The organism is Psychrobacter sp. AOP22-C1-C5 (assembly GCF_052378885.1).
In the GTDB taxonomy this organism is placed as follows: Bacteria; Pseudomonadota; Gammaproteobacteria; order Pseudomonadales; family Moraxellaceae; genus Psychrobacter.
On record NZ_JBQSYC010000004.1, the window covers coordinates 137,015 to 163,636 of the forward strand.

Here is a 26,622-nt window from a genome sequence, read left to right on the forward strand (position 1 = left end):
TACACAATTAGTAAAGGCCTTCTTATGAGACAGTCGTCTGATAGCTTATCTCATCATCTCACGAATAACAGTGTAGTGTGTCTGATGGCGCCTACCGCAAGTGGTAAAACGGCTTTGGCTTATGAGCTGTATGATACAGGATGTTATGAGTTAATTTCAGTAGATTCAGCGCTGATATATCGTGATATGAATATTGGTACGGCCAAGCCTACCGTGAATGAGCTTTCGCGCTATCCACACCATTTAGTCGATATTGTCGATCCCATGCAAAGCTATAGCGTTGCTGAATTTGTTAGTGATGTTGCACGTCTGATTGACGACTGTCACAAAAATGGCAAGATACCTTTGCTAGTGGGTGGCACTATGATGTATTACATGGCGTTACTTGATGGATTATCTCCTGTGCCAGATAGCGATGATAGCGTTCGCGCCCGCGTGGAGCAGTGGCGACAAGATGAGGGTATTGGTGCGTTGTATGACTACCTGGGTAAAGTGGATTTGATCAGTCATCAACGTCTTAATGCGACTGATACCCAGCGCATCACTCGTGCCGTTGAAGTCTACTTACAAACCAACATTCCAATGAGTGGCTGGCAGCGTCAGCCCAAACAGGCGTTGGCACAAAACCCAAACCATCAGTGGCATGCATTGGCGGTCATGCCAGATCGTTCGTGGTTGCATGAACGCATTGAGCAGCGTCTGGACATTATGTGGAAGGAAGGTCTAATTGCTGAAGTGATCGGTCTACTTGAGAAATATCCACTGACACCGAACTTACCTTCTATGCGCTGCGTTGGCTATCGTCAAGTATTAGAGTATCTAGTACAGATTAAACATCCAATCTTTGAACAATTGCATTTAGATAAAGCACAGTTTTATGATGCTTTTCAAGAGCTTCAACACCCTGCTGACAAGAATATAAAATCAGATGGTACACTCAAGCCTCAGCTTCAATCATGCATATCTGATACACAGACCGAGGCACTTGCTTGTCAGCAAATGCAAAATAAGGCATTATATGCGACAAGGCAGCTTGCAAAGCGACAGTACACGTGGCTGCGAAAGATAACGCAATTACCAACTGTCTCAGTAGGAAATCCAATGATTTCAGGTTTGACTGATAATAAAGGCTATCTTAAAAGTTATGATATGAAGATAAAGACATTTACTACGATGGCACAGGTAAGAGACTATCTATAATAGAGAATGGTTGCACAAAAAACGAATTATATAGAGATTACGCTTTATAACTAACGTAATTTGGCAAAAGTCTTTATAAAGATACCATAAAGTAATGACAATTAGTTTCAAAATATGTGATAGATAGCTGTTATAATTAAAATCTATCACACTATTAAGTATGGTTTATTACAATAAGTTTCTTATCAAAAATAGCTAACGTTTGTTGATAAAAAATATTGAAGAAACAAGTAGTTACTTAATTATTTACAATAGTGGCGTATTTACGGTAAGTTAAGAACGATAAGTGTTTATTTAGATACGTTTTAAAAAGAAAAATTAGTATTGTATCTACCTTTAGCCATTATAATGATATTGATGCTTAGAATAATTAGCACTTAAAATAATTGGCACTTAAAATATAACTATATAATATTTAGGAGAGATTTCATGTCAAAAGGACAAACTTTACAAGATCCGTTCTTGAATTCACTGCGTAAAGATCGCATTCCTGTTTCTATTTTTTTGGTTAATGGTATCAAGCTGCAAGGGCAGATTGAGTCATTCGACCAATATGTGGTATTGCTAAAAAACACTGTTAGTCAAATGGTGTACAAACACGCTATCTCAACGGTTGTACCAGCGCGTAATCCTCGTAGCGCGACCACAGGAACAGGTGGCCAGATTCAAAACGCGGCTCCAGCAGGTTATCCGGGTGGTTTTGAACGTGGTAGCACCCCAGCGGGCGCAAGCGGATTTGAAGAACGTGGTTTTGCTGCAAATCGTAGTGGCTTTAATCGTGGCGGCTTCAGCCAAGCTCAAGACCGTGGTTTCGAACGTGGTAGCTTTGGTCAAAGTCAGGAGCGCGGTTTTGAACGTGGGGGTTTTGGTCAAGATCGCGGTTTTGAAAATTCAGGTGATAACCCACGATTTGAAGACAAGTCTACTGACGGATCTAATGATAACAATGACTAAATACTATCATCATTATTGAAAGTATGTTGTTGAGACACAATTTGTTCGATCAAGGCCTGCTTGCATAGCGGGTTTTTTTTGCTTAAGTAAAGGTGCATGTAATAATTGTCTAACATCAGAGATTAAGAACCTAAGAGGCCTTTTATTGCTTTGTAGATTATTATTAATGTGAGACATAATATAGTAAAATACTATGTTGATTCATTATAAAAATAGAGTGGATTCATGAGTAATACCCAAATTGATTTGACCTATGAGCAATTTATAAGTACTGCTATCGAAGCAATTAATACTGAGATATCTGCGCTATCGTTATTGACTGAGCAGATAGACCATAGATTTGCACAAGCTTGTGATATTATTTTGGCCTGTAAAGGTCGTGTGGTTGTCACAGGTATGGGCAAGTCAGGATTGATTGGACGCAAAATAGCAGCGACCTTTGCCTCCACTGGAACGCCAGCATTTTTTATGCATCCTGGTGAAGCAGGGCATGGTGATTTGGGTATGTTGGTTAAGGGCGATGTATTGCTTGCGATCTCTAACTCTGGTGAGTCAGATGAGATAAAAATGCTATTGCCTGTCGTGAAGCGATTGAATATTCCGCTGATTAGTATCAGTCGAGATAAGCGTGGTATGTTGCCGCACGCCGCTGACATTGTATTGACCCTTGGTAAATCGCAAGAAGCATGTCCGCTTAACCTTGCTCCTACCTCGAGTACTACAGCGACTTTGGCGCTTGGGGACGCATTGGCCGTGGCTTTAGTGCATGCACGCAACTTTACTTCTGAAGACTTTGCTTTATCGCATCCAGCAGGCGCACTAGGCCGTCAGCTGCTTACGCGAGTTGAAGACTTGATGCATACCAAGTCCGAATACTTACCTCTAATTCATCAACATGCGCCCTTGCAAGAAGCACTCTTTACTATGTCTGCTGGACGTCTCGGTATGACAGTGGTCATCGATGATAATGACAAGGTCGTTGGTGTATTCACAGATGGTGATTTACGCCGTGGCTTAGAGAAAGGTATTGATTTAAAAACGCCAATGTGTGATGTGATGGTCAGCAATCCTCGCCATGTGAATAAGACCATGCGTGCCTCAGATGCGCTGAGTGTGATGAATGAAAATGGTATTAGCCAATTATTGATTATAGATGAAGACAATCGGTTAGAGGCGATCATCACGGTACATGACTTGCTGCAAGCTGGCGTGAAATAAGTATAATATTAAAAAATGGCCCTGAATAAGAGATAACGAATGCAAGACTTAATCAAAAAAGCAGGACAAGTGAAACTGTTGGTGATGGACGTCGATGGTATTTTGTCAAATGGCCAGATCATTTATGATGCTAATGGTATCGAGACCAAAGCATTTTCAGTACAGGATGGTGTGGGTGTCAAGTCTTTAGCACGTTATGGTATTTTGACGGCCATTATTACTGGTCGTAGTAGTGCTATGGTTAATAAGCGTGCCGCAGAAATGGGTGTGAATTATGTGGTACAAGGCCGTGATGACAAATTGATTGCGTTAAATGAGTTGTTGTCTACCCTTGACCCAGCGCTCAATATTACGGCAGCTGATTGTGCTTATATGGGTGATGATTTACCAGATATTAAGGCAATGCAAACGGTAGGGTTTGCGGCAACAGTCCCCAATGCCCATGCGGAAGTCATCAATCGTAGTGACATGGTGACCACGCGGGCAGGCGGTACGGGCGCTGTACGTGAAATATGTGATCTGATTCTAAAAGGTCATGGACACTATCAAGACTTTATTGCGCACTATACGCTTGATGAAGCAAACACTCAGGATGATTTGTCGTGAATACTCGTGTTTTGATAGTCCTTGCATTGATTATTGCTGGTGTTGCAGGCTGGTTCTTCCGCCAGCAGGGAGAGATAACACCACCTGTGAGTATGCAGACGTCTGATGTTGATTATGAAGCAACGGACATTAAGGCGGTACAGACCAACGATAAAGGCGAAACTGAGTACGAGCTGACTGCTGAATCGTTGACTCACAACCCGCAGACCAATTTGGATGAGATGTCAGGCATCACTATGAATTGGGAGCCATCACCAGAACAGCGTTATCGTATTGAAGCGGGTAGTGCTGCTATCAGTCAGCAGACAGGAGAGCTTAGCCTATCAGGCGGGTTTTCATTGGTCAGTGAAGGAAACAAAGGCGCATCTGATATCGAACCAATAAAGGTGACTGGTAATACTCTTAAAGGTAACACCAAATCAGGTCAAGTTTATAGTGAAGAGCCTGTTAAGATTGAACAAGGTATGAATCGGTTTGAAGCTTCAAGCATGACTGCGAATCTTGAGACAGGTGAATATGAGTTTGGTCAAGTTGCTGTCTCATTTACCCCCTCTGATCGCCAAGATAAAGCATTGTTTTAATCAAAATGTTTTAATCGCAATTGCTTTTATACCAAAAACGAATGATAACAATATTAGCTAGCATGACGTTTGCAAATCCTGCTACCCCTTATAAAACGAGTGATTTTTATGAAATCTAAATTTTTGCCAGCTTTGCGCCCATCATTGTTACGCTCACATTCAACATCGTATCGCTTACGTCAGCTACGTGCGCTGCCAGTGGTTTTGTTGTTAGCGCTGCCGCTATACAGTCACGCTTTGCCATCAGATGCCAATCAGGAAATAAAGCTGTTGGCTGATAAAGCAACTTATAGTGAGCGTACAGGTGTCACAAGTTACTCAGGTAGTGTCATTATTACTCAAGGTACGTTTAAAATGACTGCTGATAATATCACGGTCAATTTGTCGCAGCAGCGCAGTATTAATTCTGCTGTAGCGACTGGACGTCCAGCGACCATGCAGCAGATTGTCACGCAAGAAAAAGGCCTAGCAAAAGGTCAAGCCAATAAAATTGATTATAATGCAGTCACAGGTATCATTACTCTGACAGGAAATGCCAAACTGGTTCAAAATGGGGCAAGTTTTGCAGGAAATGTCATACGCTATAGCTTAAAAGCAGGTGATGTCGAGGCGACTGCTGGCGGTAATCAGCGAGTAGAGCTGGTGTTCCCGCCTAGCAATAACAACAGCCAAAGTGGCATACGCTAATAAGCTGGACAATTGATGTATCGATATACAAACCAGTCCGTATACCTGTATCGATGCTTATATTTTGCAATCGTATGAGTAAGCTATGAGTGATAATAAAAGTACAGATTTTTTAGCAACCAATAGTACAGCGCCTACTGCACAATTAACCATGCAAAATTTGGGTAAACGCTATGGCAAACGCTGGGTGGTCAAAGACGTTTCTTTTTCTGTTGAGCAAGGCCAAGTCGTTGGGTTGTTAGGGCCCAATGGGGCAGGTAAGACCACCAGTTTTTATATGGTGGTCGGACTGGTTAATATGGATAAAGGCCGTGTAACATTGGGGAAAATGGATTTATCTAAATATGCGATGCATGAGCGCGCGCGTGCAGGTATTGGATATTTGCCGCAAGAAGCGTCTATTTTTCGCAAATTGTCCATCGAAGACAATATTTTGGCGATCTTGCAAACTCGAAAAGAGCTAAATGCTAGCCAGCAGCAACAAGAGCTTGAAAAATTAATTGGTGAGTTCCATTTAGAGCATGTGCGAAAGTCATTGGGAATGAGTGTTTCAGGGGGTGAGCGTCGTCGTTGTGAGATTGCGCGCGCCTTAGCAGCCGATCCAAAGTTCATTTTATTGGATGAGCCTTTTGCTGGGGTTGATCCTATTTCTGTGGGTGATATTAAAGACGTTATATTAACGCTAAAGAATCGCGGTATTGGCGTACTGATCACGGATCATAATGTACGTGATACTTTGGCTATTTGTGAAAAGGCTTATATCGTTTCAGAAGGCGCCATTATTGCTGAAGGCACCTCTGATGAGGTCTTAGATAATGAACTGGTGAAGTCGGTTTATCTGGGTAAAGATTTTCAGGTCTAATTAAATAAGTTGTAAGTTATTGATTAGGAGCTGACCATTTTAAGTCTTCAAAGCTTTGGCATTCAGAAAGCATTTGATGATGGTCAGTAATATATTCTTTATTCTGGTCTCTCACCGTTATTTTCATACTATTGTGGTCTTCTTCAAGAATTTTTATCATTGCTTTTTTATATTCTTGCCCACCGTTCTTAATTATTTCTAAATTGCGACAAGCAATTTTTTTTACCTCCTCTCTTAACTTTATTCTCAAGCTAGGCGTCAAGTCATTGTAATTGATGTCTGTCAAATAGAAAGTTATCAAAGTAGCGGGGTATTCGTTTATTACATCAGCTGTTATTGGTAGTCCTGGAATAGTGGGTGTTTCTGGGAGTTTTGTTTGCATATTTTTTCTTATCTCCTCAACAAATTTGTATTCCTCATATTTAGGATATCCAAAATAAAGTAGTAAGAAGCTAATTAAGAGCAAAATAGTAAAACTTCTCATAATACAAATTCCAATTTTTATTTGGAGCGATTTTATACTAACAAAAAACAAAAGTAAAACAACAAAAGTTAGCAATTAGTCTATTTGTTATGATGTGGTAGAAGTAGTTTGAAATTAATATAAGGTATTTAAACAAGTGTAAATTTGATTGCATAGTAGATGGATTCAATACTGTACTAAATGACAACTTATTCACTTATGGCGAGCCTAGTAAATTAAAGGTATTAATATTTTTTAGAATATACAAAGGTCTATATGGCAAAAAATAAAAGCAGTTATGTCTGTCAACATTGCGGGGCGCATTTTGGCAAATGGGCAGGGCAGTGTACTGACTGCGGCGAATGGAACAGTTTGGTTGAAGCGCCAAATGTCAGTATGCCGCATCATAATAAAAACACCGCCAAACCCAATGCTAGTCGTGCTACGCCTCGTAGTACTAGTGCACCCGCTGGTAATTATTCTGGTACTCATAGTGCAGTCATGCCGCTCAACGCAGTCAGCGTCACATTAGACACGCGCTTGCCAACTGGCATCAGTGAGTTTGATCGCGTGTTAGGTGGGGGGCTGGTGGCCGGTTCTGTTGTGCTGATAGGGGGTGACCCCGGTATTGGTAAATCAACCATCTTATTGCAGACAGCGACCAATATGGCACGTGCAGACTCATTAGCAGGCAGTGCGCTTTATGTGACTGGTGAAGAATCACTTGCACAGGTTGCCATGCGAGCCAAGCGCTTGGATTTACCTGCTGATAGGCTACGAGTGCTGGCTGAAACCAATGTTGAGACCATTTGTGCAGCGTTGACTCAAGAGCAGCCTGCCATTGCTATTATCGATTCTATTCAGACCATTTATACCGATGCGATTAATTCGGCACCCGGCGGCGTCAGCCAGATTCGCGAATCGGCAGCGATTTTGACCCGCTACGCTAAGCAAACTGGAACCGCGCTGTTTTTGGTGGGTCACGTAACCAAAGAAGGTACATTAGCGGGGCCACGCGTACTCGAACATATGGTGGATACCGTATTGTACTTTGAAGGTCAATCTGACTCCCGCTTTCGCATGATTCGTGCGGTCAAAAATCGCTTTGGCGCAGTCAACGAGCTGGGCATCTTTGGTATGACTGATATGGGACTCAAAGAAGTCGCCAACCCATCGGCTATATTTTTAAGCCGTTATGACAAGCCTGTTGCTGGTTCTGTGGTCATGGTTAGCCGTGAAGGTACAAGACCGTTACTGGTTGAAGTGCAAGCATTGGTCGACGACTCTCAAGGACAGCCAAGACGTATGGCGCTGGGATTAGATTTTCAGCGTTTATCAATGCTACTAGCAGTGATGCATCGCCATGGCGGTATCCATACAAGTGGACAAGACGTGTATGTCAACGTGGTAGGCGGCGTCAAGGTAATAGAGACAGGGTCTGATTTGGCAGTACTATTGGCTTGTGCTTCTAGTATTAAAGAGCGCGCCTTGCCATCTTCATTGGCGGTGTTTGGTGAAGTGGGGCTGTCTGGTGAGATTCGTCCTGTACCGAATGGCCAAGAACGTCTGAAGGAAGCCATGAAGCATGGGTTTAAACACGCCATTATCCCAAAAGCCAATGCGCCTGCTAAGGGTGCGCCTCAGTTTAAAGGTATCAATGTAATCGCTGTTGAGCGTCTTGATGATGCGATTGAAAGTGCGTTTGAGTTATAACTATAAGCCATAAAAAAGCGCCCAACGATTAAATGCGTTGGGCGCTTTTTTATAATCTGATGAAATAAAATCTGGTATAAATCTAGGGGCCTGAAACACGCTCAATAGAAACGTTACCGACGCCTTTGTTAGTAATACCTAGACGTTTAGCAGCACCATAAGATAAATCCATGACACGGTTGCCATGGAATGGACCACGATCATTAACTTTTACCACAACACTCTTACCGTTGGTTTTGTTCGTCACTTTTACATAACAGTTTAACGGTAATGAGCGATGAGCAGCAGTCAAACCATTCATGTCGAACGTTTCGCCACTGGCTGTTTTGCGCCCGTGGAACTTACGACCGTACCAAGAGGCAAGACCAGTTTGCTTAAATTTACTTACTGAATTAGAGGCGACAGCTGTCAGGCGCTCTAGTACATCTTCATCGTTACTCGCTAGTGCAGTATCACTGGCTAGTAGTGAGCTGTTAAGTGCTAATGAAGTGGGTTGGCGTGCTGATTTGACCAAACTTGATGCACCATCATGTTGACGGCTAAGCTCACCAAGTACACGGTCGATGTGGGAGGCGTTATCTTGCGAAATCATTGCAAGGGAGGTTTTTGCTTCTACCGCATTGGCATTAGTAGCGACTGCAGAGCCAGCAAATAAGATCGCTGACATTGTAAGTAAACCGGATAAACGCTTATTCATAGATACCTCTATAACTTATACATCAGCACCTAACTCTAATTATATTAGATTGAGTGTGCGAGAGTTAGACCAATCTAACCCTCACCCAAACTCTAAAGCCTTATCATCAATCTGTTGTTCATATAGTCATTGATGTCACACTGCGGCTTTTATAGGTTCTGATGTATGGTAATTTTTCATTTCATTATAATAAGTAGGCAACGATAATATTACCGAAGATACTTATTAAACGCTCAAACGATAGCTAATAATACTAGTAAGCTCATAATCCAAAGTCGTAAATGGGTAATGAGTTTACTCTATGTCATATTTACAAAATTTCTTTCATTGCTAAATTAATAAAGGTTTTAAAGAGTGTTACGTGTTGCTTTGTTGTTAAACCGTTAATTAAGTAGTGTATTTGAAATTTGAAAATCTATAGGTTGCTAACTATACGTACGAGCTATGACCAAAATATAATTAAATGCAAAGTTCTTTAGTGGCTATGTACGGGTTGTGTATCAAATTACACTAAAACGAGGTTAACGCAAATATTTGTAAAAAACAAGGATTAAAACTTCTTAGCACTGGTTAAAAGAGACTTAATTGTAAAGAAATAACGATAATATCATTTTAAGTCTATCGTTATAACGATACTGATCGATACGATTTCTATTATTATTGATCTAAAGTGGAAATTTATATTAGAGGCAGAGAGACAATAAAAGAAGCTACAATCCTATAAAATGCTCATCCAAAACGTTTTAGTTTTATCTAGTACCTACTTTACATCGCAGGTACTAGATTTGAAGTGCTTGTATATTGGTTTTAAAAGCTTATTTTAAGTTTTGAATATAAGTAATTTTAAGGTAAATACGTCATTTAAAATCATTTATCTCAAAAGTGAGATCAGCTGATTTTGTGAGTATGAATTGACATGAGCAGACCGAATCCAGCCATCAAAGTAACAATGGCCGTACCGCCATAGCTAATAAAAGGTAAGGGTACGCCGACCACAGGCAGCAGACCACTCACCATGCCCACATTGACAAACACATAGACGAAAAAAGACATAGCAATGGCACCTGCTAACAATCTGCTATATACGTCAGGATGTGTAAAAGCAATATACAAGGCACGCATCAGAAGACAAGAATAGATAAACATCAATAAAATGACGCCCAATAGACCAAATTCTTCTGAAAAAGCGGCAATAATGAAGTCAGTATGGCCTTCTGGGAGGAAGTGTAAATGCGACTGTGTACCTTCCAAATAGCCTTTTCCTGTCAGCCCGCCCGCACCGATTGCGGTCTTTGATTGAATAATATTCCAGCCAGCTCCTTGCACATCAGCTTCAGGATTAAGCAGAGTCAACACGCGTGTCCGCTGATAATCATGTAAAAGAAAATTCCAAGCAATAGCGATAAAAGGTACAGCCAAAACTGCGGCGGCTGAAATCAATCGCCAAGACAAACCGGCTAAAAACAACACAAAAATGCCACTAGCCGCGACCAACAATGATGTACCAAGATCAGGTTCTTTAGCAATCAACAAAACAGGAACAACAATTAATGCCAAAGTTATAGCGATACTGGCTAAGGAGGGCGGCAGGTCACGCTTGGACAAAAACCAAGCGCACATCATTGGCATACCAAGCTTCATAAATTCGGATGGCTGTACGCTGCCAAAACCAGGCAAATTGATCCAGCGCTGAGCACCCATACGTACCTCACCGATGATATCAACCAAAATCAGCAAAATTAATCCAAGTACATAAAATACTGGGGTAAAAGTGCGATAGATACTGGGCGGTATCTGTGCCATCGTAAACATTACGGTGAAGGCTACGCCATAACTGACCATTTGGCGCAAAACCATACTCACTTCTTGACCAGAAGCACTGTATAAAATCGTCAAGCCAATGCAGCAAACCGTTAATAAAAGAAGGGTCAACCACGGATCTATATGTATACGTTGCCATAGTGTCGGCGTATGACCTTGACCGAAGTGATGGCTCTGACGTGAAAAACGATACTGCAGGTTAGAAGACATAGGCAAAGAGTGGCTGATAATTGGTGAAAAAGGAGGGGTTTTTCTAAAAGTGCGGGTTGAAACACAATTATATTGTGTCTATTCTAATAGAATATCGACGATAAAGTAACACGTAAGTACTAAAGTCACGTAATTATAAAAATTATGAGGATAAGTGTTATTTGCGAATATCACACCTTGGATTAGATGTAATAGTTTAGCCTGCTTACCAAAAATTTGATAGTATCGATAAAACCTTTTTAGCGGTAGTTTCTTGCAATGACAAACACAAAAAACCATGGTTATGGACAGCTTCAAAAGCCTATTATCGCGCTACTTATGTGTGTCAGTAGCGTCTCTGTGCATGCCGCTCTATTGAGTGACAGCAGTGAGCGCCGTATTCAAGTACGTCAGGGCAGTAGCACTAATAATAGCAGTAATGCTTACATTAGACCTTCTACAAACGCCGCAAGTAACAGTCCAGGCGTTACCATATTGAGTGGTGCAAGTGGTGATAGCATGCAAGGGTTGATCGCTCAAAAACAACGTGAGTTTGCACCCAATTCCAATCTGTCTATCGAAGAGAACAAACAGGTAAATATCAATCGACGTTCGCCTGTCTATAACACGACTTATAATAAATATAGTACACCAAGTAATACCTATAACACTGCTAATAACGACTTCAATAGCATGGACTTTAATGCTTGGTTAAACAGTAATAGCTACCGGGCTCAGCAAGTGGCAGAGTATCAACGCTATCTGGCTACAAGAGTTGGCGCTCAAAATGTGCCGCCATTGTCTCAACTACTGACGACTGCTCGTAGCTGGGATAAGTGTGGCTATGAGCCTTATCAGCTACCTCCGCAAGAGTTATGGGCAAATATTGTGCCGACATTGCGTCTATATAATGAGTTAAAAAACCAAGGCGTTCTACCAGTAAGTAGTGAGATACGGTCGGTGTATCGTAGTCCTGGCCTTAATAACTGCGCAGGCGGTGCTGATAGTAGTAAGCATATGAATGGAAGTGCCATGGACATTTGGGTGCCAGAATACGAAGATAACCCATGGCAGCGCAGTACCATGCAAGACGGCTTATGTCAGTTTTGGCAATATCAGGGCAAAGCACACAATTTCGGTTTAGGACTATATGCAACAGGTGCCATCCATTTAGACACAGATGGGTATCGAAAATGGGGTTTTAACCATGCCAGTAGTAGCTCTTCTTGCCGTTACTAAATGACTTGCCAGCTATGAAAATGTAAAATAAATATAAGCCGATAGTAATAAAGTGAGAAAAGAAACACTATAATGGCGCTTACAAAAATAGCTGCCAAATGATAAGTGGTCTAAAGTTAGAAAATGGGTGCCTAAATTCTCAGAAAAGCCAGTAAGAATGTCATTAAGTTTTCTCGATGTTCGTAAATGATGCTTCATTAATGAGCTTGCTATTCACCTTTATATCATTTTATTTATGAAGCAAAAAATAGCGTTCGTTATGAGCAGATTTTATGAAAAAGCAGTATTCAACAGTAGCAACACCTAGTGATGTAGATCAATCAAAAAAAAGCTTTTTAAAATCAAATAATACGTACGTGGCTTTGTTTGGTTTGATTTTTTTGTTCTTGTTATTTGTCAGTGCCTGCAGTCCAGAAACGCCTTCTGACGATGGTTCTTTGAGTGCAAATGACTCTACCAATCTTGATAGAAAACTACAGAACGCTGAAGATGTAGAAGAAAACATAAGAAACTCTTATGCTAGATTGGCGGCCAAGCGCACTGATATCTGTCCAAAACTGATACAAGAAGAGGTCGGTAGTCATGTCATTGAACGTACCGACGAAGTCATGGTAGATGATTACTGTGATTATTTCTTGTACCCGCGAAACGGTCAGAACATTTCGGTCATGTTAAGTGACAGTCGAATTGAAGCGCTATTAGTCGTGCCTATGTTGCATGACTTTGCTAACGGTGATTATCAAGTAGAGTCTTACGACAAACATGTGATTCGATTGGCGTATAATGGGGCAACTTATAAGCCTAAAAATCTAATGTATGATGTTGCAGTGACTGTCTACAATTAAGTATCAGTAGCGGTTAGAATAAATAATCCATAAAGGGCGATGCTATTTGACATCGCCCTTTATGCTATAAAGTACGCAAAACTTACCAAAGTTAAGTCTCGCTATTTTTCAGTTTTTTTACCCTTCCAAGGATCGTCTTGTCCCACAGTGACTATCAAGAAGTCATCAGGTTTTAACGTATCGCGCATGGTTTGGTTGACGCTCGATAGTTTTACCTGATCGATACGATCAATGTAATCGGTTAAATAAGTGTTCGGCAATTGATAAAAATTCATCATACCGAGTAAGCTGTTGATACCTGCATTGCTGGCAAAGCTCATCGGAAAACTGTTTTTAAGATTGTCTGTTGTCAGACGCATCTCGCTGCTGGTAATACCTTTGTCTAGGGTATCATTAATAACTGCTAAACTGGCATTAATGGCTGCGAGCGCTTTATCATTACGGGTCGAAAAACCAATCTGATAAGGGCCTTTTGCCAGCATCGGATTCATAGAACCTGTGATTCCATAGGTATAACCAAGGTTTTGTCTAACCTCAGACATCAGGCGCGCATTAAAATTACTACCAGCCATCACTTCATTACCCACGGCAAAGTTGGTTTGCTGCTGCTGATCTTTTGGATTGGTCGCGCGTTTGCTACCCAATTGACCCATCAATATAGTGGTCTGAGTACTTGGGAAGGGAATGTGAATGTGTTTTGATTGATTGAGGGGTTTTGGTTCAGGTAGAGCTGCAGCGGCTTGACCCGCTGGTAAGTCAGTGGTAATTTCCTCAGCCAGTTTTTTTGCTTGATCTAGGGTCAAATTACCCGTCATTGCAATGGAAGCATTTGCTGCAACCAAGTAACGATTTTTAAAATCAATCAATTGCTGTTTGTCGATACTAGGTACGCTCTCTAGGGTGCCAGCCGATGGGTGAGCGTAAGGATGCTCTCCATATAATGCCTTGTTAAAAGCGAGGCTGGCAAGACTATTGGGGTCTTGCTTTTGCTGCTGTAAGCCGACCAATAGTCGCGCTTTATTGCGTGCTAAGACTTGCTCATCAAAAGCAGGCTCTTTGAGCATTTGAGTCATCAAATCGATGGCAGGCAGTAGATGCTTGTCATCAGATAAGCTACGCAACGACACAATAAACATGTCCTTATAGGCACTACTGTTTAGATCAATACCTAAGGTTTCACCTGCTTGCGTAAATGCATTCTCGTCTAATTTTTTAGTGCCTTGCGTCAGCATAGTGGCAGTCATGTTAGCGATACCGAAACCTTCTTTACGTATGCTACCATCACGAGCACTACCTGCATTAAATCGCAAATCAATATCAACAATAGGCAATGCAGTCGTTTGTACAAAGGCGACAGGTACACCCACTTTGGTTTTGAACTCTTGAATCGTTGGCACTGTGAGCTTTAAAGGTTTAGCATCGTCAAGACTTGTCAGTTTGGATAATGCTGCAATGGGTGCACTCGTATCAACCAAAGCTGCTGATCCGCGAGATTCTTCGGCGCCAGCTGTGTCTGCCTGTGCCGTCACGGTCAAGGTTGTCATACCTATCAAAACTCCAAAACTAAGATAGGATAATTTGTTAAGTATAGGAGTGGCTGCTAACGTTGATTTTCGTGCACTATCAAAAGATTTTTTTCTTGTTTGAAATAAGTCGCTATTGTGAGTCATGATTGTCTTCTTATTAATGAAGTCTTTACAGTGGGCGTTTTTATTAGATGAAAGAATAATATGTCACTATTCATCCTTTTTAGCGGTCTTATCTTTAGGTGGCACGATATGCATCACCGTCAAGTTATCCTTGACCAAATATTTTTTACTAGCAGCTTGGATGTCTGCGATCGTCACTTTATCAAGTTCGGCTGGTAGCTCGGCAAGCAATCTATCATCAAGACCGATAGACTGTAGTGAGCCAATCATACGTGCCTGACCTTCCATGCTATCTTGCGCATAGACGAGACCTGTCACAGTATTGGTTTTGGCGCGGCTGATTTCATCTGCGTCAATTGGGTCGGTTTTAAGCTTGTCTATCTCAGCGATGATGGCTTGCTGGGCTTGCGCTAAGCTTACGCCTTCACGCGGCGTTGCCTGCACCAAAAATAAGCCATCGCCGCGATCAAGTAAGTCATAAGATGTCCCCACTGTGGTGAGCAAGCCTTGCTCACGTATCAGCCGACTCTCTAAGCGCGCAGACAACCCGCCATCCAGTACGTCTTGGGCAAGTGACAGTGCATAAGCTTGTTTTTCATTGTTTGTGCCTGCAGTCACAAGGCTTGGGACATTATAACCCATCAATAATACAGGGACTTGTACAGCCTGTTCAGAATCGACTTGCTGATAGCCACGGAAGCCTTTTTGAGTGACAGCAGGACGTTTGGGCAAATCGCTTGGCGATAGCTCACCAAAGTAACGTTTGACTTGAGCCAAGACCTCAGTTGGCTCGACATCACCAACGATGACTAAAGTGGCATTGTTAGGCGCATACCAAGTCTCATACCAGTTTTTTAAGTCAGGAAGGGTGATGGACGCAATCTCATCCATTGGTCCGATGACCGACTCGCCTTTGGGACTATCAGGTAAGGCCAGCAAACGAAATGATTCGTAGGCTTTTGCAAGTGGATTGTCATCGGTGCGCTGTCGACGCTCTTCCATAACGACTTGATGCTCTTTTGCAAAGGCATCATCGTTAAAAGTGAGGTTTTTCATGCGATCTGCTTCTAGCTCTAGGGCTAAAGGAAAGCGATTGGCTGGGAACAGCTCATAATAACCTGTGTAGTCATAGCTGGTAAATGCATTATTGACGCCGCCAAATTTGGCAATTAAGCGTTCATAGTCATCGCTTGAAACGTTGGTAGTGCCTTTAAACATCATGTGCTCAAGTAAATGAGAGATACCGCCCTTATCAGATGGCTCATCTGTTGAGCCAACTCGATACCAAATCTGTGTCATAACAACTGGTGCGCGATGGTCTTCTTTTACCACTATCTTTAGACCGTTTTCTAACTGATACTCATGTCGGCCTGACATATTCATTGCTAAATCTGATGATTGCGCGTCTTGGGGTTTTTTACTTTGACCTGCTTTATCTTGGCTAGAGGCGTTCTGAGTGACTGGATTCTTAACTACAGAAGGGGGACTAGAATCTATAGCACTGGTTTGACAAGCGGTAAGGGTAGTGGCTACGGTTAGTGCGCAAGCAATACATAATGAGAGAGTAGACAGTGGTAAAGGCGATGACATAGTGTGCTCTACTTATATAAAGTGAAGAGTGGTAGATTGGTGAGTGAATATAGCAACTTTAATGATAACGATAAAAAGCCTTATAACGATTTGTGCGCCCCAGCCAGTACGCTAGCCGTCGGCTTGAACTCATGCGTGGTACTGCAACCTGAGACTGCTGATAACGTCATTGTTGTTAGTAATAAAGTCACGCTGACAGTAGCAACTCTTTTGCTATATTTTTTGCAAGTATTAGATAGTATTGACATAATAAATTCCTAAAAGGTGAAGATTAAATGGAGAGTAGATTGCCGAATATGACCTGTTAGAGTAGGCGAAGTTCACCATACAGAAGGTCATATTTTTGTGTCCGAATCTTAAGCGAAACTTTCTCAGACGACTACATCAGCTTTTAAACTTGTAAATTTTGACATCCGTCTACTATGGTAAGGTCTGAGCACCACTTGAATTATGCTAAACTAGCCTAAAAATGGTCTGTCATACGGCAGTAAAACCATGATGACAGATGAATCTATCTAGAATAAACAAATAACTGACAGTGACAATCTTTAGGGCAAGCTTATGAACAACCCAAATAATAGCAATCGTGTGGTCATCAATCTCGATGGCAATCTTGATGATTTAGATGACGATGATATTACCTTACCCAGTCTAGCGGCGCAATCTGTACCCATTGTTGATGAGCCTGAGTCTAAGACGGAAACCGTTGACTCACCTAAAGTATCTAATGATGAGAATACGGCAGAAAAGCAGCAAGCAGGCGAGACAATTGATAAAGATATCGTCAGTGCTGATGAATCAAACAACATCGCTTTGGGTATGCCGGTTGGTATGACAGAAGAGCAAAGCGCGCTTAAGAATACCTTTGAAAGTTTTTCAACCGCTAAAGAGACAGAGGCAGTGAGCAAATCTAATGCTATGTCCTCAATCCCTACTATGCCGCTGCAAGAGCAATTAGGCGACATTGCAAGTGTCGATAACAAGGCCAAAGGCATAGATCAACAAGAGTTTGCACCAAAAGTGCAAGAGTCAACAGAGACGCCGGAAGAGAAGAAGACAAGCAGCTGGTTCAACCGTATAAAAACGGGACTTAGTAAGTCACGTAAGAACTTGGCTGAAGGTATGGTCAGTATTCTTATCGGTGGCAAAGAGATCGATGATGAGCTGTTGGAAGAAGTTGAAGATCAATTGCTGGTTGCAGATATTGGCGTTAGTGCCACCAACCGCATCATCAAAAGCTTGACAGAGCAGACAGCTCGTGGCGATTTAATCTATGCCCATTCGTTGTATAAAGCTCTGCAAAGCGAGCTGGTCGATATTTTGACACCAAAAGTTGCGCCACTAGTCATTGATACGAGTAAAAAACCGTTTGTTATCTTAGTTGTAGGCGTCAATGGTGTGGGTAAAACCACAACGATCGGTAAGCTTGCCAAGCGTTTGCAAGGTGAAGGCAAGTCGGTGATGCTAGCGGCAGGCGATACCTTTCGCGCGGCGGCCACTGAACAGCTACAGATTTGGGGTGAGCGTAATGACATTCCGGTGGTAGCCCAAGGCCACGGTTCTGATAGTGCCTCTGTCATTTTTGATGCCATGCAATCTGCCAAAGCAAAAAACATCGATGTGTTGATAGCGGATACCGCAGGACGTTTACAGAACAAAACTCATCTAATGGCAGAGCTAGAAAAAGTGGTTCGAGTCATACGTAAGGCAGATCCAAGCGCACCGCACGAAGGTATGATTGTCCTTGATGCGGGTACTGGTCAAAATGCAATCAACCAAGTGGAATTGTTCAATAAAGTTGTGCCATTGACTGGTATTACCATCACCAAACTAGATGGTACGGCAAAAGGCGGCGTGGTCTTTAATATTGCCGAAACAACCGATGTACCTATTCGTTATATTGGGGTTGGTGAGTCAATTGATGACTTACGCTCGTTTAGTCCAAAACAGTTTGTCGCCGCCTTGTTTGAAACGGATGACAAAGAGTAATTAATCAAATCGCCAGCAACTAAATAAGTACTAAAGGAGTTAGATTATGATCATTACCAGTGTTGCCTTATCGGATATCAATTATGAAGAATTGTCTTCTCCTAACGCGGCTTTACTGCTGGCAAGCCATACGATAGACCGTACAGCAAAGCTTGTTTGGTGTAATTGGCTAGAGCTTGATGAGCATTGGCAGGATAAAATCAAACTCGATAGGCTGGCGAAGCATTACAAGTTTGATGTCAATGCTGTGAAATTCGTAGCTGCTGATGATTTAAATTCTACCGACAATGAGCAGCAGGTATTGTTGGCAGGCATTACTCAGATGCAGCACTATATGCAAGGACTGCGCAGTGATTTTGACATACCGATCGATATAAGTTTGGGAACAGATTTTCAGCAGCGAGTCTGGCAAGCGTTGCAAGACATTGAGTATGGCGAGACGATTAGTTATGCTACGCTCGCGCAGCGCGTAGACAACCCTAAAGGTTTTCGTGCGGTGGCGAATGCCAATGGTAAAAACCCCTTTAGTATTATTGTTCCCTGTCATCGAGTGATAGCTAGTGATGGCAAGCTTGGCGGCTATACAGGCGGACTGGATAAGAAGACATACTTATTAGCACTTGAAGGTGTCACTTGCAAAATTTAGGGTAAAGTAAGTGATTGCTACTCGCTAGTAAATAGAAACGATCAAACAAAAAAAGCCAAACGCTACGTACGTCTGGCTTTTTTTATGAAGGAGTAGAAGTGAGTGTCAGATAAAGTTACTGTTCAAGCTGTGCCATGACGCTAGCGGAGAAGTTCACATTGCTATAAACCTCTTGTACGTCGTCGATGTCCTCTAGCATATCAATCATTTTCATGACTCTTTCGGCATCGTCTAAGTTGTCGATTTCAGCAGTGGTTGATGGCGACATGGTTACTTCAGCATTGTCAGAGACCAGACCAGCGGCGTTCAGCGCATCTTTAACTTGACCAAAACTTTCCCATTCAGTGATGACAAGCAGTGTTTCGCCATCGTTTTCGATATCCAGCGCACCTGCATCTAGTGCCGTTAGCATGACTTCTTCTTCTAAGCTCACGTCGTTAAAAGTGATCTCACCACGCTTATTAAATAAGTAAGCAACCGAGCCTGAGGTACCAAGATTGCCATCATATTTGGTAAAGGCGTGGCGCACTTCACTAACAGTACGATTGACATTATCAGTCATGGTTTCAACCAATACAGCGACGCCGCCGATGCCATAACCTTCGTAGCTGATTTCATCCATGTTTTCAGTATCGCCGCTACCAGTACCACGATCCACGGCACGGTTGATCGTGTCTCGAGTCATATTGACTGATAATGCTTTTTCAATGACGGCACGCAAGCGTGGGTTTTTATCAGGGTCAGGGTCACCTTGCTTGGCAGCAGAAACGATTTCGCGAATAATCTTGGTAAATATCTTACCTTTTACCGCATCCTGACGGGCTTTACGGTGTTTGATGTTTGCCCATTTTGAATGACCTGCCATATAACATCCTTAATTTTTGCGTATTAATTTCTGTACATTATTTATCATGCTTAAAAAGTCGTTAATGACACTTTTCGATATCGGCTCACTGCTTTTCAATAGAGCTGAGCTGTTTATCTTAAGTAAAGCAGATGTCTACACGTTAACGATTTGTATGTCGTTACGAGTGGTTTTTTGCTACACTGTGGCAACTTATAGATCGCATTAGCGGTGATAAGTGAGCAACATTATAAACCAGTTTTGTATATTTTAACTAACTTGGCATTATCCCTCACATTTTAAGTCATTGGATATTATCAAGCCATTGATTTTATAAAGTTACCGATTCTATGAAACAACTAACTGCTGAAGCCATCACGCACTTACGTAACCGTATTCATATCGTTATTGAAGGGACAGATACCCGTCTGGGCAAGCTCTTCGATATCGTATTATTGATTGCGATTTTGACGAGTGTCGGTGTGGTTATGCTGGACAGCGTATTGTTCGTACGTTTGCAATATGGGACGATATTTTTTTATGCAGAATGGTTTTTTACCATTTTGTTCACGATCGAGTACGTCTTAAGACTTTTCTCGGCACCCAATCGCTTTCGTTATATTTTTAGTTTTTTTGGCGTTGTCGATTTATTGTCTATATTGCCCAGTTATTTGAGTCTCGTATTCGGCGGCGTGCAGTACCTCATTGTGATACGTATTTTGCGTCTTTTGCGCGTGTTTCGCGTGCTCAAACTCAAAGGGTATATGCAACAAGCAGGTTTTTTGGCGTCTGCGCTTAGAACCAGTCAGCAAAAGATAACGGTATTTTTCTTATCGCTGGTCCTCTTAGTCACTATTTATGGTTCAATCGTCTACGTGGTAGAAGGGCCAGAAAACGGCTTTACGAGTATTCCAATCTCTATTTACTGGGCAGTTGTGACTTTGACCACAGTAGGATATGGGGATATTTCACCAAAGACGCCATTGGGTCAAGCCATTGCAACGATGGTCATGATCACAGGTTACGCAGTCATTGCCGTTCCAACAGGAATTTTTACCTCAGAGCTGACACGTAATATGCGTCCACAGCTGAACCCAGTGACCTGTCCAAATTGCGGTAAGTTTGGCCACGCGATAGGTGCAGAGTTTTGTGATCGTTGTGGACATGCGCTACACGTCTAATATGCGTTGGTAGCGATTTTTTCGTTGATGTGCCGGCTTTTAGACATCGATGTATTCGCTAATAAGGGGTGATAAATCAATCCTGACGCCTAGGTTTACCAAATTCCAGTATTGTCCTGATATGGTGCGATCCAGCATTATAGTGGTGGCAGAGGGCTGAAACTGACCGAAATACTTTAAAGAAGTGCGCATTTGTGCAATGGCTTCGTGATGTATTTGGCTACTGCCAAAATCAAACTCACCTTCCTGATAAGGTTTGACAGACAAAGGCTTTAAGCCAATAGATAGCCATTTTTCGTAGAATTCACCTGGAATATTTTTATCATCATCACGTCGAATATCTAGGGCGATTAAGTCTTGCTCCAACGCAGTTACATCGCCTCTAATAGCATGTTTTGCAAATCGGCGGAATAATTGTACTTCATTGTCACTATAGCTGCGAATACCACCGAAATCATAAGCGACTACGCTGCCGTCATGGCGAAAGGCGAAGTTTCCTGGATGGGGGTCGCAGTGCATACGATATAAGCCAAATAGCTGTCCTGCGGTAAAGTGAAACAGGCGCTCTGCTATTTGTTGTTTGACTGCATTGTCCCATGTAGCCGCGACTGTCAAGGTTTCACCCATCTCTTCCGTCAACGTTAAAATCCGCTTAGAAGAGTGGCTGGTAATGACTTTAGGGATGATAAGACCTTCATCTTCTGCATGAAAAGCCCCAAATACTCGTAAGTTGTGAGCTTCTTTAGTATAGTCCAGCTCATCATGCAAGCTTTGGCGGATCTCATTAAATAATTGCTCTTGTAATTGTTTGCTCATATTGAGCACGCCAGCGATTTTTAAAGCCATGCGTACTTGTTTAAGGTCGCTGTCGCAGTTCTCATCGACATCAGGATACTGAACTTTTACCACGACTTTTTGTCCAGATGGCAAAACAGCTTTATGCACTTGTCCGATAGAGGCAGCAGCAAATGGCGTTTCTTCAAACTCACTGAACAGCTCTGTGACAGGTGCTTTAAGCTCACGTTCGATCTGCGCGCGTATCTGCGCATATGGCATGGGCGGCGCGTCTTTTTGTAGCTTTTCTAGAGCGGTGGCAACTTCGGGTGGGAACACGTCTTTGTACTGAGAGGCAATTTGTCCCACTTTCATGACCGCGCCTTTCATCTCACCCAGTGTTTCGGCTATCTGAATACCCACGTCTTGCATCAGCTCCGAGCGCGCTTGCAATCGTTTTTCTTCGTCGCTTGAGAGATGTTTAAATGAGTTTTTAGCTGCTTTTCCGGCAATACTTGCTGTCATACCAGCGAGTTTCATAAAGCGCTTTCCAGACGATTTTGCCATTCATATCACCATGTAGTGGGTTGTTTGCTCAGCCGTAATTCTAGTATTTTAGTCAAACGATTGCTGTTTAACTAGTGTGCTGATGAGAAAGCTCTCTGATACAAACCATAAGTTTTGAGTGTGCTTATTGTTCAGTAAATATTTAAAAGAAGCATTCAGAATTATGGGGTAAAAAAGTCATTGTCTAATATCAATTGTTCAGATTCACAGAGTAGAGATTGTTTAGCCAATATGTCAATGCCATTTGATATCCTAAATGTCCAAGACCACATATTACGCCCACTGCCACATCACTTAAGTAAGAGTGATGTCGAAAAGCTTCACGCGCATGGACATTTGATAGGTGCACTTCTATAAATGGTTTTTGTGTGGCCAGTAGCGCATCTCGTAAGGCAACTGAAGTATGAGTGAAAGCTGCGGGGTTAATAATCATCGCATCTACCTGTGCACTTGTGTCCGCTAATAGACCATAATGCTGAATCTCATCAATCAGCTTGCCTTCATGATTTGATTGTATGCAAATTAATTCAATATCATGCTCGGCGGCATAGGCCACCAAACGTGTTTCAATGTCTACAAGTGTTGTATGGCCATAGATATCAGGTTCACGTTTGCCCAGCAAGTTCAAATTTGCACCGTTAACTAGTAACAGTTTATGGGTAAGAGACTTGGTCATATTTTGGTCAGAAGGTTGCGAAGTTGAGGCAGACTGAGCAGGGGACATCATAGTAGTCTCTATAACAATCGAATAATGATGGTGAATTATAATTTATTGCAACGTACATAGGTGACAAAAAAGGGTGACGATATAATCTAATTATATCTGTATCGTTATGATAACAGCTTACTGTGAAGTTATAAAAAAATTACAGAAAAAATCGACCTATGAATAAAAAAACGTGTTAAAAAGTCTTTATGTTGCTAAAAACCCGTGCTATGATATTTTTTACGCAGTATTTATTGCAAGTTTGTTACTGTTATTATAGTGGGCTATTAAAGAAAATGCTGACTGGTTATAAGGGCAGTTATCTACTTTAAAAGCTCTGTATCAATAATAGTGGTTAAAGTAGTACTCTTAAGTTTTTGATTTCATAATCTTAGATCCCGTTTATATGCAATGTTGCAAAGGAATTTGGGGCTAAGCAGACTTTTTTAGGAAGTAATATTATGTCAGCTCGTGAGCAAGGTATCGTTAAGTGGTTTAATGACTCAAAAGGCTTTGGTTTCATTCAACGTGACAGTGGAGAAGATATTTTTGTCCATTTCCGCGCGATTCAAGGTGATGGTTATCGTTCTTTAAAGGACGGCGAAAAGGTTGAGTTTAGCGTAGTCGAAGGCGATAAAGGTCTTCAAGCTGAAGAAGTCAGAAAAGTAGAAGAGTAATCTATACAGTCATTAGAGCGGTTTAGCTATAATGTCTGTATACGCTACTGATATACTACTGAGTCAAGCCCGTCTTATCTTACCTATGTTGAGTAGAAACCAACATTTTTGGTAAGGTCAGGTATAGGGTTTGGCTTTTTTTATGCTCGTATGTGTGTTATTGGCGTATAAATTAAATGTTTTTATCATTATTGACCACAATTTTTGGTGAGATTACGCAAATAAGTGGACAATGTTTTATACACGATTACCTATGACCGACCACGAGTAGCAGTTAATTTAAAAGGATATTTTTTTGAGTAATTTTACGACTTTTAGTGATTTACCGCTGTCAGCACCGACCTTACGTGCCGTCAATGATTTAGGTTTTACTGCATTAACTCCTATTCAAGCAAAAATATTGCCTCATACGTTGGCAAATCAAGATGCTATTGGGCAAGCGCAGACAGGTACTGGCAAGACAGCAACATTTTTGTTGACGATCATGGAAGCTTTGCTTAAGCGTCCTTTTACCAGTGATGAAGATCGTTACTTAGGTGAGCCACGTGCAGTAGTGATGGCACCCACTCGTGAACTTGCTCAGCAGATATTTGAGGATTGTATCGCTTTGACCAAATACACCTCGCTACATAGCGTCTGTATTATGGGCGGCACTAATTATGAAACTCAGCAGCATGAGCTTGACCGTCAGTATGTTGATATCTTGGTGGCGACTCCTGGTCGATTGATTGACCTTGCCAATAAAGGTATGGTCTTTTTAGATCGCGTAGAAGTACTGGTATTGGATGAAGCAGATCGAATGCTAGACATGGGATTTATCCCAGATATCAAACGTTTGGTAGGCCGTATGCCTGCCAACACTGACCGTCAGAGTTTGCTGTTTTCGGCCACCTTTAACCAAGATGTGATGAATCTGGCCTATCGCTGGTTACATGAACCACAGTTTGTTGAGATTGAGCCTGAGCATAAAACCAGTGAGTTGGTTGATCAGCATTTTTATTTATTAACCGAAGATCAAAAGCTAACCGCGTTAGAACGTATCATTAGTGATGAGGCAGTAGATAAAGTGATTGTATTTGCCAATCGCAAAGATCAAGTAAAACGTCTCTATCATAAGCTGCGCCAAGCCCACAAAATTGTTATGTTATCAGGCGATGTCATTCAACAAAAACGTGAAAAGTACTTACAGCGTTTTAAAGACGGTCATGCCTCTATCTTAGTGGCAACAGACGTAGCAGGACGAGGTATTCATGTCGATGATATCAGTCACGTGGTCAATTATACCTTGCCTGACCAGCCAGACGATTATGTACATCGTATTGGTCGTACTGGCCGCGCTGGCCAGACAGGTATTAGCATCAGTTTTGTGAGTGAGGATGATGCCTTTAACATACCGGCATTAGAGACGCATTTAGATACCAAGTTCACGCTTGAGCAGTGGCAAGAGTAATCGCTATATACTGAGTGGGATTTTATAAAAATTGCTATCTCATAAAGAAGCCTCTACTGTCAGAAATGAGAGTAGGGGCTTTTTTGTACTTTTAATATTTGTACTTTTAAGATTAGAGTACGTACTTGAGAATCAATGGGAATGATGCGTAGGAGCGGTATCATCGCTCATATTGTGCATGCTGTGATCCATCTCTTGTTTCATACCATCATGATCCATTTGGCTCATATCATGAGGGGCAGTGTCGGCATCAGACATCATAGCAGAGTGTCTGCCGTGATCCATATGTTCATGTCCACCGCCGTGACTATGTCCGCTATGCATACTAGACATCATTATAGGTACAAGTACCACCGCTAAGCCTGATAGAACCATAACGGCACCATTGAGCTGGCGTAAGCGAAAACGCCCAATCTTGTCACGTAACCAACCAACGGTTTCGTGCGTGGCAACGAGCATTGGTACTGTACCTAAGCCAAAAACAAACATGAGTGCCGCACCACTTATCGGACTATGAGCGACCACCGCGATAAGCAAAGCACCATAAACCAAACCACAAGGCAAAAACCCCCAAAGTAGACCAGCGGTTAGGGCGCGCGGAAAAGTGTTTAATGGGAATACTTTTTGACGAAGCGGGCTTAGGTATTGCCAAAAGCGCATACCAAAACGCTCGAGCTTGTTTAGGAAAGGGGGGCCAAGCATGGTCACACCCACGAACACCAGTACCAAACCCAGTAGAATACGCGGTATATTATTACCAGTCATTAACGGCTCTAGCACAGTCGTACCAATCAAACCTGCAATTAAGCCCAAAAACGCATAACTGGTCAAACGGCCTATGTGATAGGTGACAACAAGGGCACGGCGCTTGGCTGGGCTGATGTCTTTCATCGACAAGCCAAATGCCGTTACAAGGCCACCGCACATACCTAAACAATGAGGTGAGCCAAAAAAACCCATTAATAATGCCGCAACGAGTAAAGCTGTGGTCATGGGGTGCGTCTCCTAAATAAGGCGAATCTAATGATGTCTTTTACATTGGATAAAAAGATATGAGCAGCAGATCATTCTTAGATAATATTCAAGGTTATATTTTTGAGCTTTGATCTGGATTAGAGTGATTGATGGACTCTACATCAACATTATTCGTTTTCTCATCAGTAATATCACGGGCTTGTGACGCAGGCACCGAATGCGCATGAGCTTGTATGGTTTGCCGGCGTTCTTGTCGATCATCCAATATGATGCGCTGTGATGCATTGTCCAAATCTTCGAATTGGTTTGACTTGACGGCATATCGTACTGCCCAGATGGCAACCACAAACAGCATGAGACTTAAGGGGATCAACAAAAATATACTGAGCATGATAACTCTCTTAAATAGCAGTTTATCGTACTATTATACACCCATTGTAAGTGAGACGATGGCCTGTAGGCAGAAAAGAAACCAGAAGAGCGTTGCAACGTATATTTT

General features: G+C 42.0%; 26 protein-coding genes. 15 read left to right on the forward strand and 11 right to left on the reverse strand.

Annotation, left to right across the window (positions count from 1 at the left end):
* The first annotated feature begins 24 nt into the window (after nt 1–24).
* The 7 genes from miaA to lptB all read left to right on the forward strand — a co-directional run bounded on the left by miaA (nt 25) and on the right by lptB (nt 6,108).
* Nucleotides 25–1,200: a tRNA (adenosine(37)-N6)-dimethylallyltransferase MiaA gene (gene miaA, locus ACT3TH_RS07480; protein ID WP_444755224.1), complete on the forward strand. Its 1,176-nt coding sequence runs from the start codon at nt 25–27 to the stop codon at nt 1,198–1,200.
* Nucleotides 1,201–1,629: 429 nt separating this feature from the next.
* Nucleotides 1,630–2,154, forward strand: a complete 525-nt coding sequence (gene hfq, locus ACT3TH_RS07485; RefSeq protein WP_444755225.1) for an RNA chaperone Hfq — start codon at nt 1,630–1,632, stop codon at nt 2,152–2,154.
* A gap of 225 nt (nt 2,155–2,379) precedes the next feature.
* Nucleotides 2,380–3,372, forward strand: a complete 993-nt coding sequence (locus ACT3TH_RS07490) for a KpsF/GutQ family sugar-phosphate isomerase (protein ID WP_444755226.1) — start codon at nt 2,380–2,382, stop codon at nt 3,370–3,372.
* A gap of 39 nt (nt 3,373–3,411) precedes the next feature.
* Nucleotides 3,412–3,978 carry a KdsC family phosphatase gene (locus ACT3TH_RS07495; RefSeq protein ID WP_444755227.1) on the forward strand — a complete coding sequence of 189 codons (567 nt, stop codon included), beginning with the start codon at nt 3,412–3,414 and terminating at the stop codon, nt 3,976–3,978.
* Nucleotides 3,975–4,559 carry an LPS export ABC transporter periplasmic protein LptC gene (gene lptC, locus ACT3TH_RS07500; protein ID WP_444755228.1) on the forward strand — a complete coding sequence of 195 codons (585 nt, stop codon included), beginning with the start codon at nt 3,975–3,977 and terminating at the stop codon, nt 4,557–4,559. Before ACT3TH_RS07495 ends, lptC begins: the two co-directional genes overlap by 4 nt.
* Before the next feature lie 108 nt (nt 4,560–4,667).
* Nucleotides 4,668–5,246 carry a lipopolysaccharide transport periplasmic protein LptA gene (gene lptA, locus ACT3TH_RS07505; RefSeq protein ID WP_444755229.1) on the forward strand — a complete coding sequence of 193 codons (579 nt, stop codon included), beginning with the start codon at nt 4,668–4,670 and terminating at the stop codon, nt 5,244–5,246.
* 85 nt (nt 5,247–5,331) lie between these two features.
* A complete protein-coding gene (gene lptB / locus ACT3TH_RS07510) occupies nt 5,332–6,108 on the forward strand; it encodes an LPS export ABC transporter ATP-binding protein (protein WP_444755230.1) in 777 nt (258 codons plus the stop codon).
* Between the two features lie 16 nt (nt 6,109–6,124).
* Here the strand turns inward: lptB and ACT3TH_RS07515 are convergent, their stop codons facing one another.
* Nucleotides 6,125–6,592 (reverse strand): hypothetical protein, encoded by a 468-nt coding sequence (locus ACT3TH_RS07515; RefSeq protein ID WP_444755231.1) that lies wholly within the window; start codon nt 6,590–6,592, stop codon nt 6,125–6,127.
* Between the two features lie 255 nt (nt 6,593–6,847).
* Between ACT3TH_RS07515 and radA the strand changes: the two genes are divergently transcribed.
* The gene (radA, locus tag ACT3TH_RS07520; protein ID WP_444755232.1) at nt 6,848–8,284 is read left to right on the forward strand and encodes a DNA repair protein RadA; all 1,437 of its coding nucleotides are present in this window, start codon (nt 6,848–6,850) and stop codon (nt 8,282–8,284) included.
* 82 nt (nt 8,285–8,366) lie between these two features.
* On the opposite strand, the gene ACT3TH_RS07525 is transcribed toward radA, so the two are convergent.
* Together ACT3TH_RS07525 and rodA are read right to left on the reverse strand one after the other, a co-directional pair.
* Entirely contained in the window at nt 8,367–8,981 is a 615-nt protein-coding gene (locus ACT3TH_RS07525; RefSeq protein ID WP_444755233.1) for a septal ring lytic transglycosylase RlpA family protein, read from the reverse strand.
* Nucleotides 8,982–9,869: 888 nt separating this feature from the next.
* Nucleotides 9,870–11,012 (reverse strand): rod shape-determining protein RodA, encoded by a 1,143-nt coding sequence (rodA, locus tag ACT3TH_RS07530; RefSeq protein WP_444755234.1) that lies wholly within the window; start codon nt 11,010–11,012, stop codon nt 9,870–9,872.
* A gap of 258 nt (nt 11,013–11,270) precedes the next feature.
* Here rodA and ACT3TH_RS07535 point away from each other — a divergent pair, with 258 nt between their 5' ends.
* Together ACT3TH_RS07535 and ACT3TH_RS07540 are read left to right on the forward strand one after the other, a co-directional pair.
* Complete coding sequence (locus ACT3TH_RS07535; RefSeq protein WP_444755235.1) at nt 11,271–12,230, forward strand: D-Ala-D-Ala carboxypeptidase family metallohydrolase; 960 nt, start codon at nt 11,271–11,273, stop codon at nt 12,228–12,230.
* Nucleotides 12,231–12,502: 272 nt separating this feature from the next.
* On the forward strand, nt 12,503–13,075 hold the full coding sequence (locus ACT3TH_RS07540; RefSeq protein ID WP_444755236.1) for a hypothetical protein: 573 nt from the start codon (nt 12,503–12,505) through the stop codon (nt 13,073–13,075).
* Between the two features lie 101 nt (nt 13,076–13,176).
* On the opposite strand, the gene ACT3TH_RS07545 is transcribed toward ACT3TH_RS07540, so the two are convergent.
* From ACT3TH_RS07545 to ACT3TH_RS07555, 3 genes are all read right to left on the reverse strand, one after another.
* Nucleotides 13,177–14,619 carry a M16 family metallopeptidase gene (locus ACT3TH_RS07545; RefSeq protein ID WP_444755237.1) on the reverse strand — a complete coding sequence of 481 codons (1,443 nt, stop codon included), beginning with the start codon at nt 14,617–14,619 and terminating at the stop codon, nt 13,177–13,179.
* Nucleotides 14,620–14,811: 192 nt separating this feature from the next.
* The gene (locus ACT3TH_RS07550) at nt 14,812–16,314 is read right to left on the reverse strand and encodes a M16 family metallopeptidase (RefSeq protein WP_444755238.1); all 1,503 of its coding nucleotides are present in this window, start codon (nt 16,312–16,314) and stop codon (nt 14,812–14,814) included.
* An 80-nt stretch (nt 16,315–16,394) separates the two neighbouring features.
* Nucleotides 16,395–16,562, reverse strand: a complete 168-nt coding sequence (locus tag ACT3TH_RS07555; protein ID WP_444755239.1) for a hypothetical protein — start codon at nt 16,560–16,562, stop codon at nt 16,395–16,397.
* A 772-nt stretch (nt 16,563–17,334) separates the two neighbouring features.
* On the opposite strand from ACT3TH_RS07555, the gene ftsY reads away from it, so the two are divergent.
* Together ftsY and ACT3TH_RS07565 are read left to right on the forward strand one after the other, a co-directional pair.
* Nucleotides 17,335–18,303 carry a signal recognition particle-docking protein FtsY gene (ftsY, locus tag ACT3TH_RS07560; protein ID WP_444755364.1) on the forward strand — a complete coding sequence of 323 codons (969 nt, stop codon included), beginning with the start codon at nt 17,335–17,337 and terminating at the stop codon, nt 18,301–18,303.
* A 46-nt stretch (nt 18,304–18,349) separates the two neighbouring features.
* The gene (locus ACT3TH_RS07565) at nt 18,350–18,949 is read left to right on the forward strand and encodes a methylated-DNA--[protein]-cysteine S-methyltransferase (RefSeq protein ID WP_444755240.1); all 600 of its coding nucleotides are present in this window, start codon (nt 18,350–18,352) and stop codon (nt 18,947–18,949) included.
* Nucleotides 18,950–19,064: 115 nt separating this feature from the next.
* Here ACT3TH_RS07565 and ACT3TH_RS07570 read toward each other — a convergent pair whose 3' ends face one another.
* A complete protein-coding gene (locus ACT3TH_RS07570) occupies nt 19,065–19,814 on the reverse strand; it encodes a YebC/PmpR family DNA-binding transcriptional regulator (RefSeq protein WP_444755241.1) in 750 nt (249 codons plus the stop codon).
* A 329-nt stretch (nt 19,815–20,143) separates the two neighbouring features.
* Here ACT3TH_RS07570 and ACT3TH_RS07575 point away from each other — a divergent pair, with 329 nt between their 5' ends.
* Entirely contained in the window at nt 20,144–20,974 is an 831-nt protein-coding gene (locus ACT3TH_RS07575; protein ID WP_444755242.1) for an ion transporter, read from the forward strand.
* Nucleotides 20,975–21,013: 39 nt separating this feature from the next.
* On the opposite strand, the gene ACT3TH_RS07580 is transcribed toward ACT3TH_RS07575, so the two are convergent.
* Nucleotides 21,014–22,315, reverse strand: a complete 1,302-nt coding sequence (locus ACT3TH_RS07580; protein WP_444755243.1) for an ABC1 kinase family protein — start codon at nt 22,313–22,315, stop codon at nt 21,014–21,016.
* 190 nt (nt 22,316–22,505) lie between these two features.
* A complete protein-coding gene (gene aroQ, locus ACT3TH_RS07585) occupies nt 22,506–22,991 on the reverse strand; it encodes a type II 3-dehydroquinate dehydratase (RefSeq protein WP_444755365.1) in 486 nt (161 codons plus the stop codon).
* 491 nt (nt 22,992–23,482) lie between these two features.
* On the opposite strand from aroQ, the gene ACT3TH_RS07590 reads away from it, so the two are divergent.
* Together ACT3TH_RS07590 and ACT3TH_RS07595 are read left to right on the forward strand one after the other, a co-directional pair.
* Nucleotides 23,483–23,698 carry a cold-shock protein gene (locus tag ACT3TH_RS07590; protein WP_011513806.1) on the forward strand — a complete coding sequence of 72 codons (216 nt, stop codon included), beginning with the start codon at nt 23,483–23,485 and terminating at the stop codon, nt 23,696–23,698.
* Nucleotides 23,699–23,993: 295 nt separating this feature from the next.
* Entirely contained in the window at nt 23,994–25,148 is a 1,155-nt protein-coding gene (locus ACT3TH_RS07595) for a DEAD/DEAH box helicase (protein WP_444755244.1), read from the forward strand.
* A 132-nt stretch (nt 25,149–25,280) separates the two neighbouring features.
* Here ACT3TH_RS07595 and ACT3TH_RS07600 read toward each other — a convergent pair whose 3' ends face one another.
* A complete protein-coding gene (locus ACT3TH_RS07600; protein WP_444755245.1) occupies nt 25,281–26,141 on the reverse strand; it encodes a sulfite exporter TauE/SafE family protein in 861 nt (286 codons plus the stop codon).
* Between the two features lie 94 nt (nt 26,142–26,235).
* Entirely contained in the window at nt 26,236–26,514 is a 279-nt protein-coding gene (gene ccoS, locus ACT3TH_RS07605; RefSeq protein ID WP_444755246.1) for a cbb3-type cytochrome oxidase assembly protein CcoS, read from the reverse strand.
* Nucleotides 26,515–26,622: the final 108 nt, after the last annotated feature.

Excerpts from the sequence above, each read along its gene's own strand:
- miaA (WP_444755224.1), top strand. The coding sequence starts at position 25 with ATGAGACAGTCGTCTGATAGCTTATCTCATCATCTCACGAATAACAGT.
- hfq (WP_444755225.1), top strand. The coding sequence starts at position 1,630 with ATGTCAAAAGGACAAACTTTACAAGATCCGTTCTTGAATTCACTGCGT.
- ACT3TH_RS07490 (WP_444755226.1), top strand. The coding sequence starts at position 2,380 with ATGAGTAATACCCAAATTGATTTGACCTATGAGCAATTTATAAGTACT.
- ACT3TH_RS07495 (WP_444755227.1), top strand. The coding sequence starts at position 3,412 with ATGCAAGACTTAATCAAAAAAGCAGGACAAGTGAAACTGTTGGTGATG.
- lptA (WP_444755229.1), top strand. The coding sequence starts at position 4,668 with ATGAAATCTAAATTTTTGCCAGCTTTGCGCCCATCATTGTTACGCTCA.
- lptB (WP_444755230.1), top strand. The coding sequence starts at position 5,332 with ATGAGTGATAATAAAAGTACAGATTTTTTAGCAACCAATAGTACAGCG.
- ACT3TH_RS07515 (WP_444755231.1), bottom strand. The coding sequence starts at position 6,592 with ATGAGAAGTTTTACTATTTTGCTCTTAATTAGCTTCTTACTACTTTAT.
- radA (WP_444755232.1), top strand. The coding sequence starts at position 6,848 with ATGGCAAAAAATAAAAGCAGTTATGTCTGTCAACATTGCGGGGCGCAT.
- ACT3TH_RS07525 (WP_444755233.1), bottom strand. The coding sequence starts at position 8,981 with ATGAATAAGCGTTTATCCGGTTTACTTACAATGTCAGCGATCTTATTT.
- rodA (WP_444755234.1), bottom strand. The coding sequence starts at position 11,012 with ATGTCTTCTAACCTGCAGTATCGTTTTTCACGTCAGAGCCATCACTTC.
- ACT3TH_RS07535 (WP_444755235.1), top strand. The coding sequence starts at position 11,271 with ATGACAAACACAAAAAACCATGGTTATGGACAGCTTCAAAAGCCTATT.
- ACT3TH_RS07540 (WP_444755236.1), top strand. The coding sequence starts at position 12,503 with ATGAAAAAGCAGTATTCAACAGTAGCAACACCTAGTGATGTAGATCAA.
- ACT3TH_RS07545 (WP_444755237.1), bottom strand. The coding sequence starts at position 14,619 with ATGACAACCTTGACCGTGACGGCACAGGCAGACACAGCTGGCGCCGAA.
- ACT3TH_RS07550 (WP_444755238.1), bottom strand. The coding sequence starts at position 16,314 with ATGTCATCGCCTTTACCACTGTCTACTCTCTCATTATGTATTGCTTGC.
- ACT3TH_RS07555 (WP_444755239.1), bottom strand. The coding sequence starts at position 16,562 with ATGTCAATACTATCTAATACTTGCAAAAAATATAGCAAAAGAGTTGCT.
- ACT3TH_RS07565 (WP_444755240.1), top strand. The coding sequence starts at position 18,350 with ATGATCATTACCAGTGTTGCCTTATCGGATATCAATTATGAAGAATTG.
- ACT3TH_RS07570 (WP_444755241.1), bottom strand. The coding sequence starts at position 19,814 with ATGGCAGGTCATTCAAAATGGGCAAACATCAAACACCGTAAAGCCCGT.
- ACT3TH_RS07575 (WP_444755242.1), top strand. The coding sequence starts at position 20,144 with ATGAAACAACTAACTGCTGAAGCCATCACGCACTTACGTAACCGTATT.
- ACT3TH_RS07580 (WP_444755243.1), bottom strand. The coding sequence starts at position 22,315 with ATGGCAAAATCGTCTGGAAAGCGCTTTATGAAACTCGCTGGTATGACA.
- aroQ (WP_444755365.1), bottom strand. The coding sequence starts at position 22,991 with ATGACCAAGTCTCTTACCCATAAACTGTTACTAGTTAACGGTGCAAAT.
- ACT3TH_RS07590 (WP_011513806.1), top strand. The coding sequence starts at position 23,483 with ATGTCAGCTCGTGAGCAAGGTATCGTTAAGTGGTTTAATGACTCAAAA.
- ACT3TH_RS07600 (WP_444755245.1), bottom strand. The coding sequence starts at position 26,141 with ATGACCACAGCTTTACTCGTTGCGGCATTATTAATGGGTTTTTTTGGC.
- ccoS (WP_444755246.1), bottom strand. The coding sequence starts at position 26,514 with ATGCTCAGTATATTTTTGTTGATCCCCTTAAGTCTCATGCTGTTTGTG.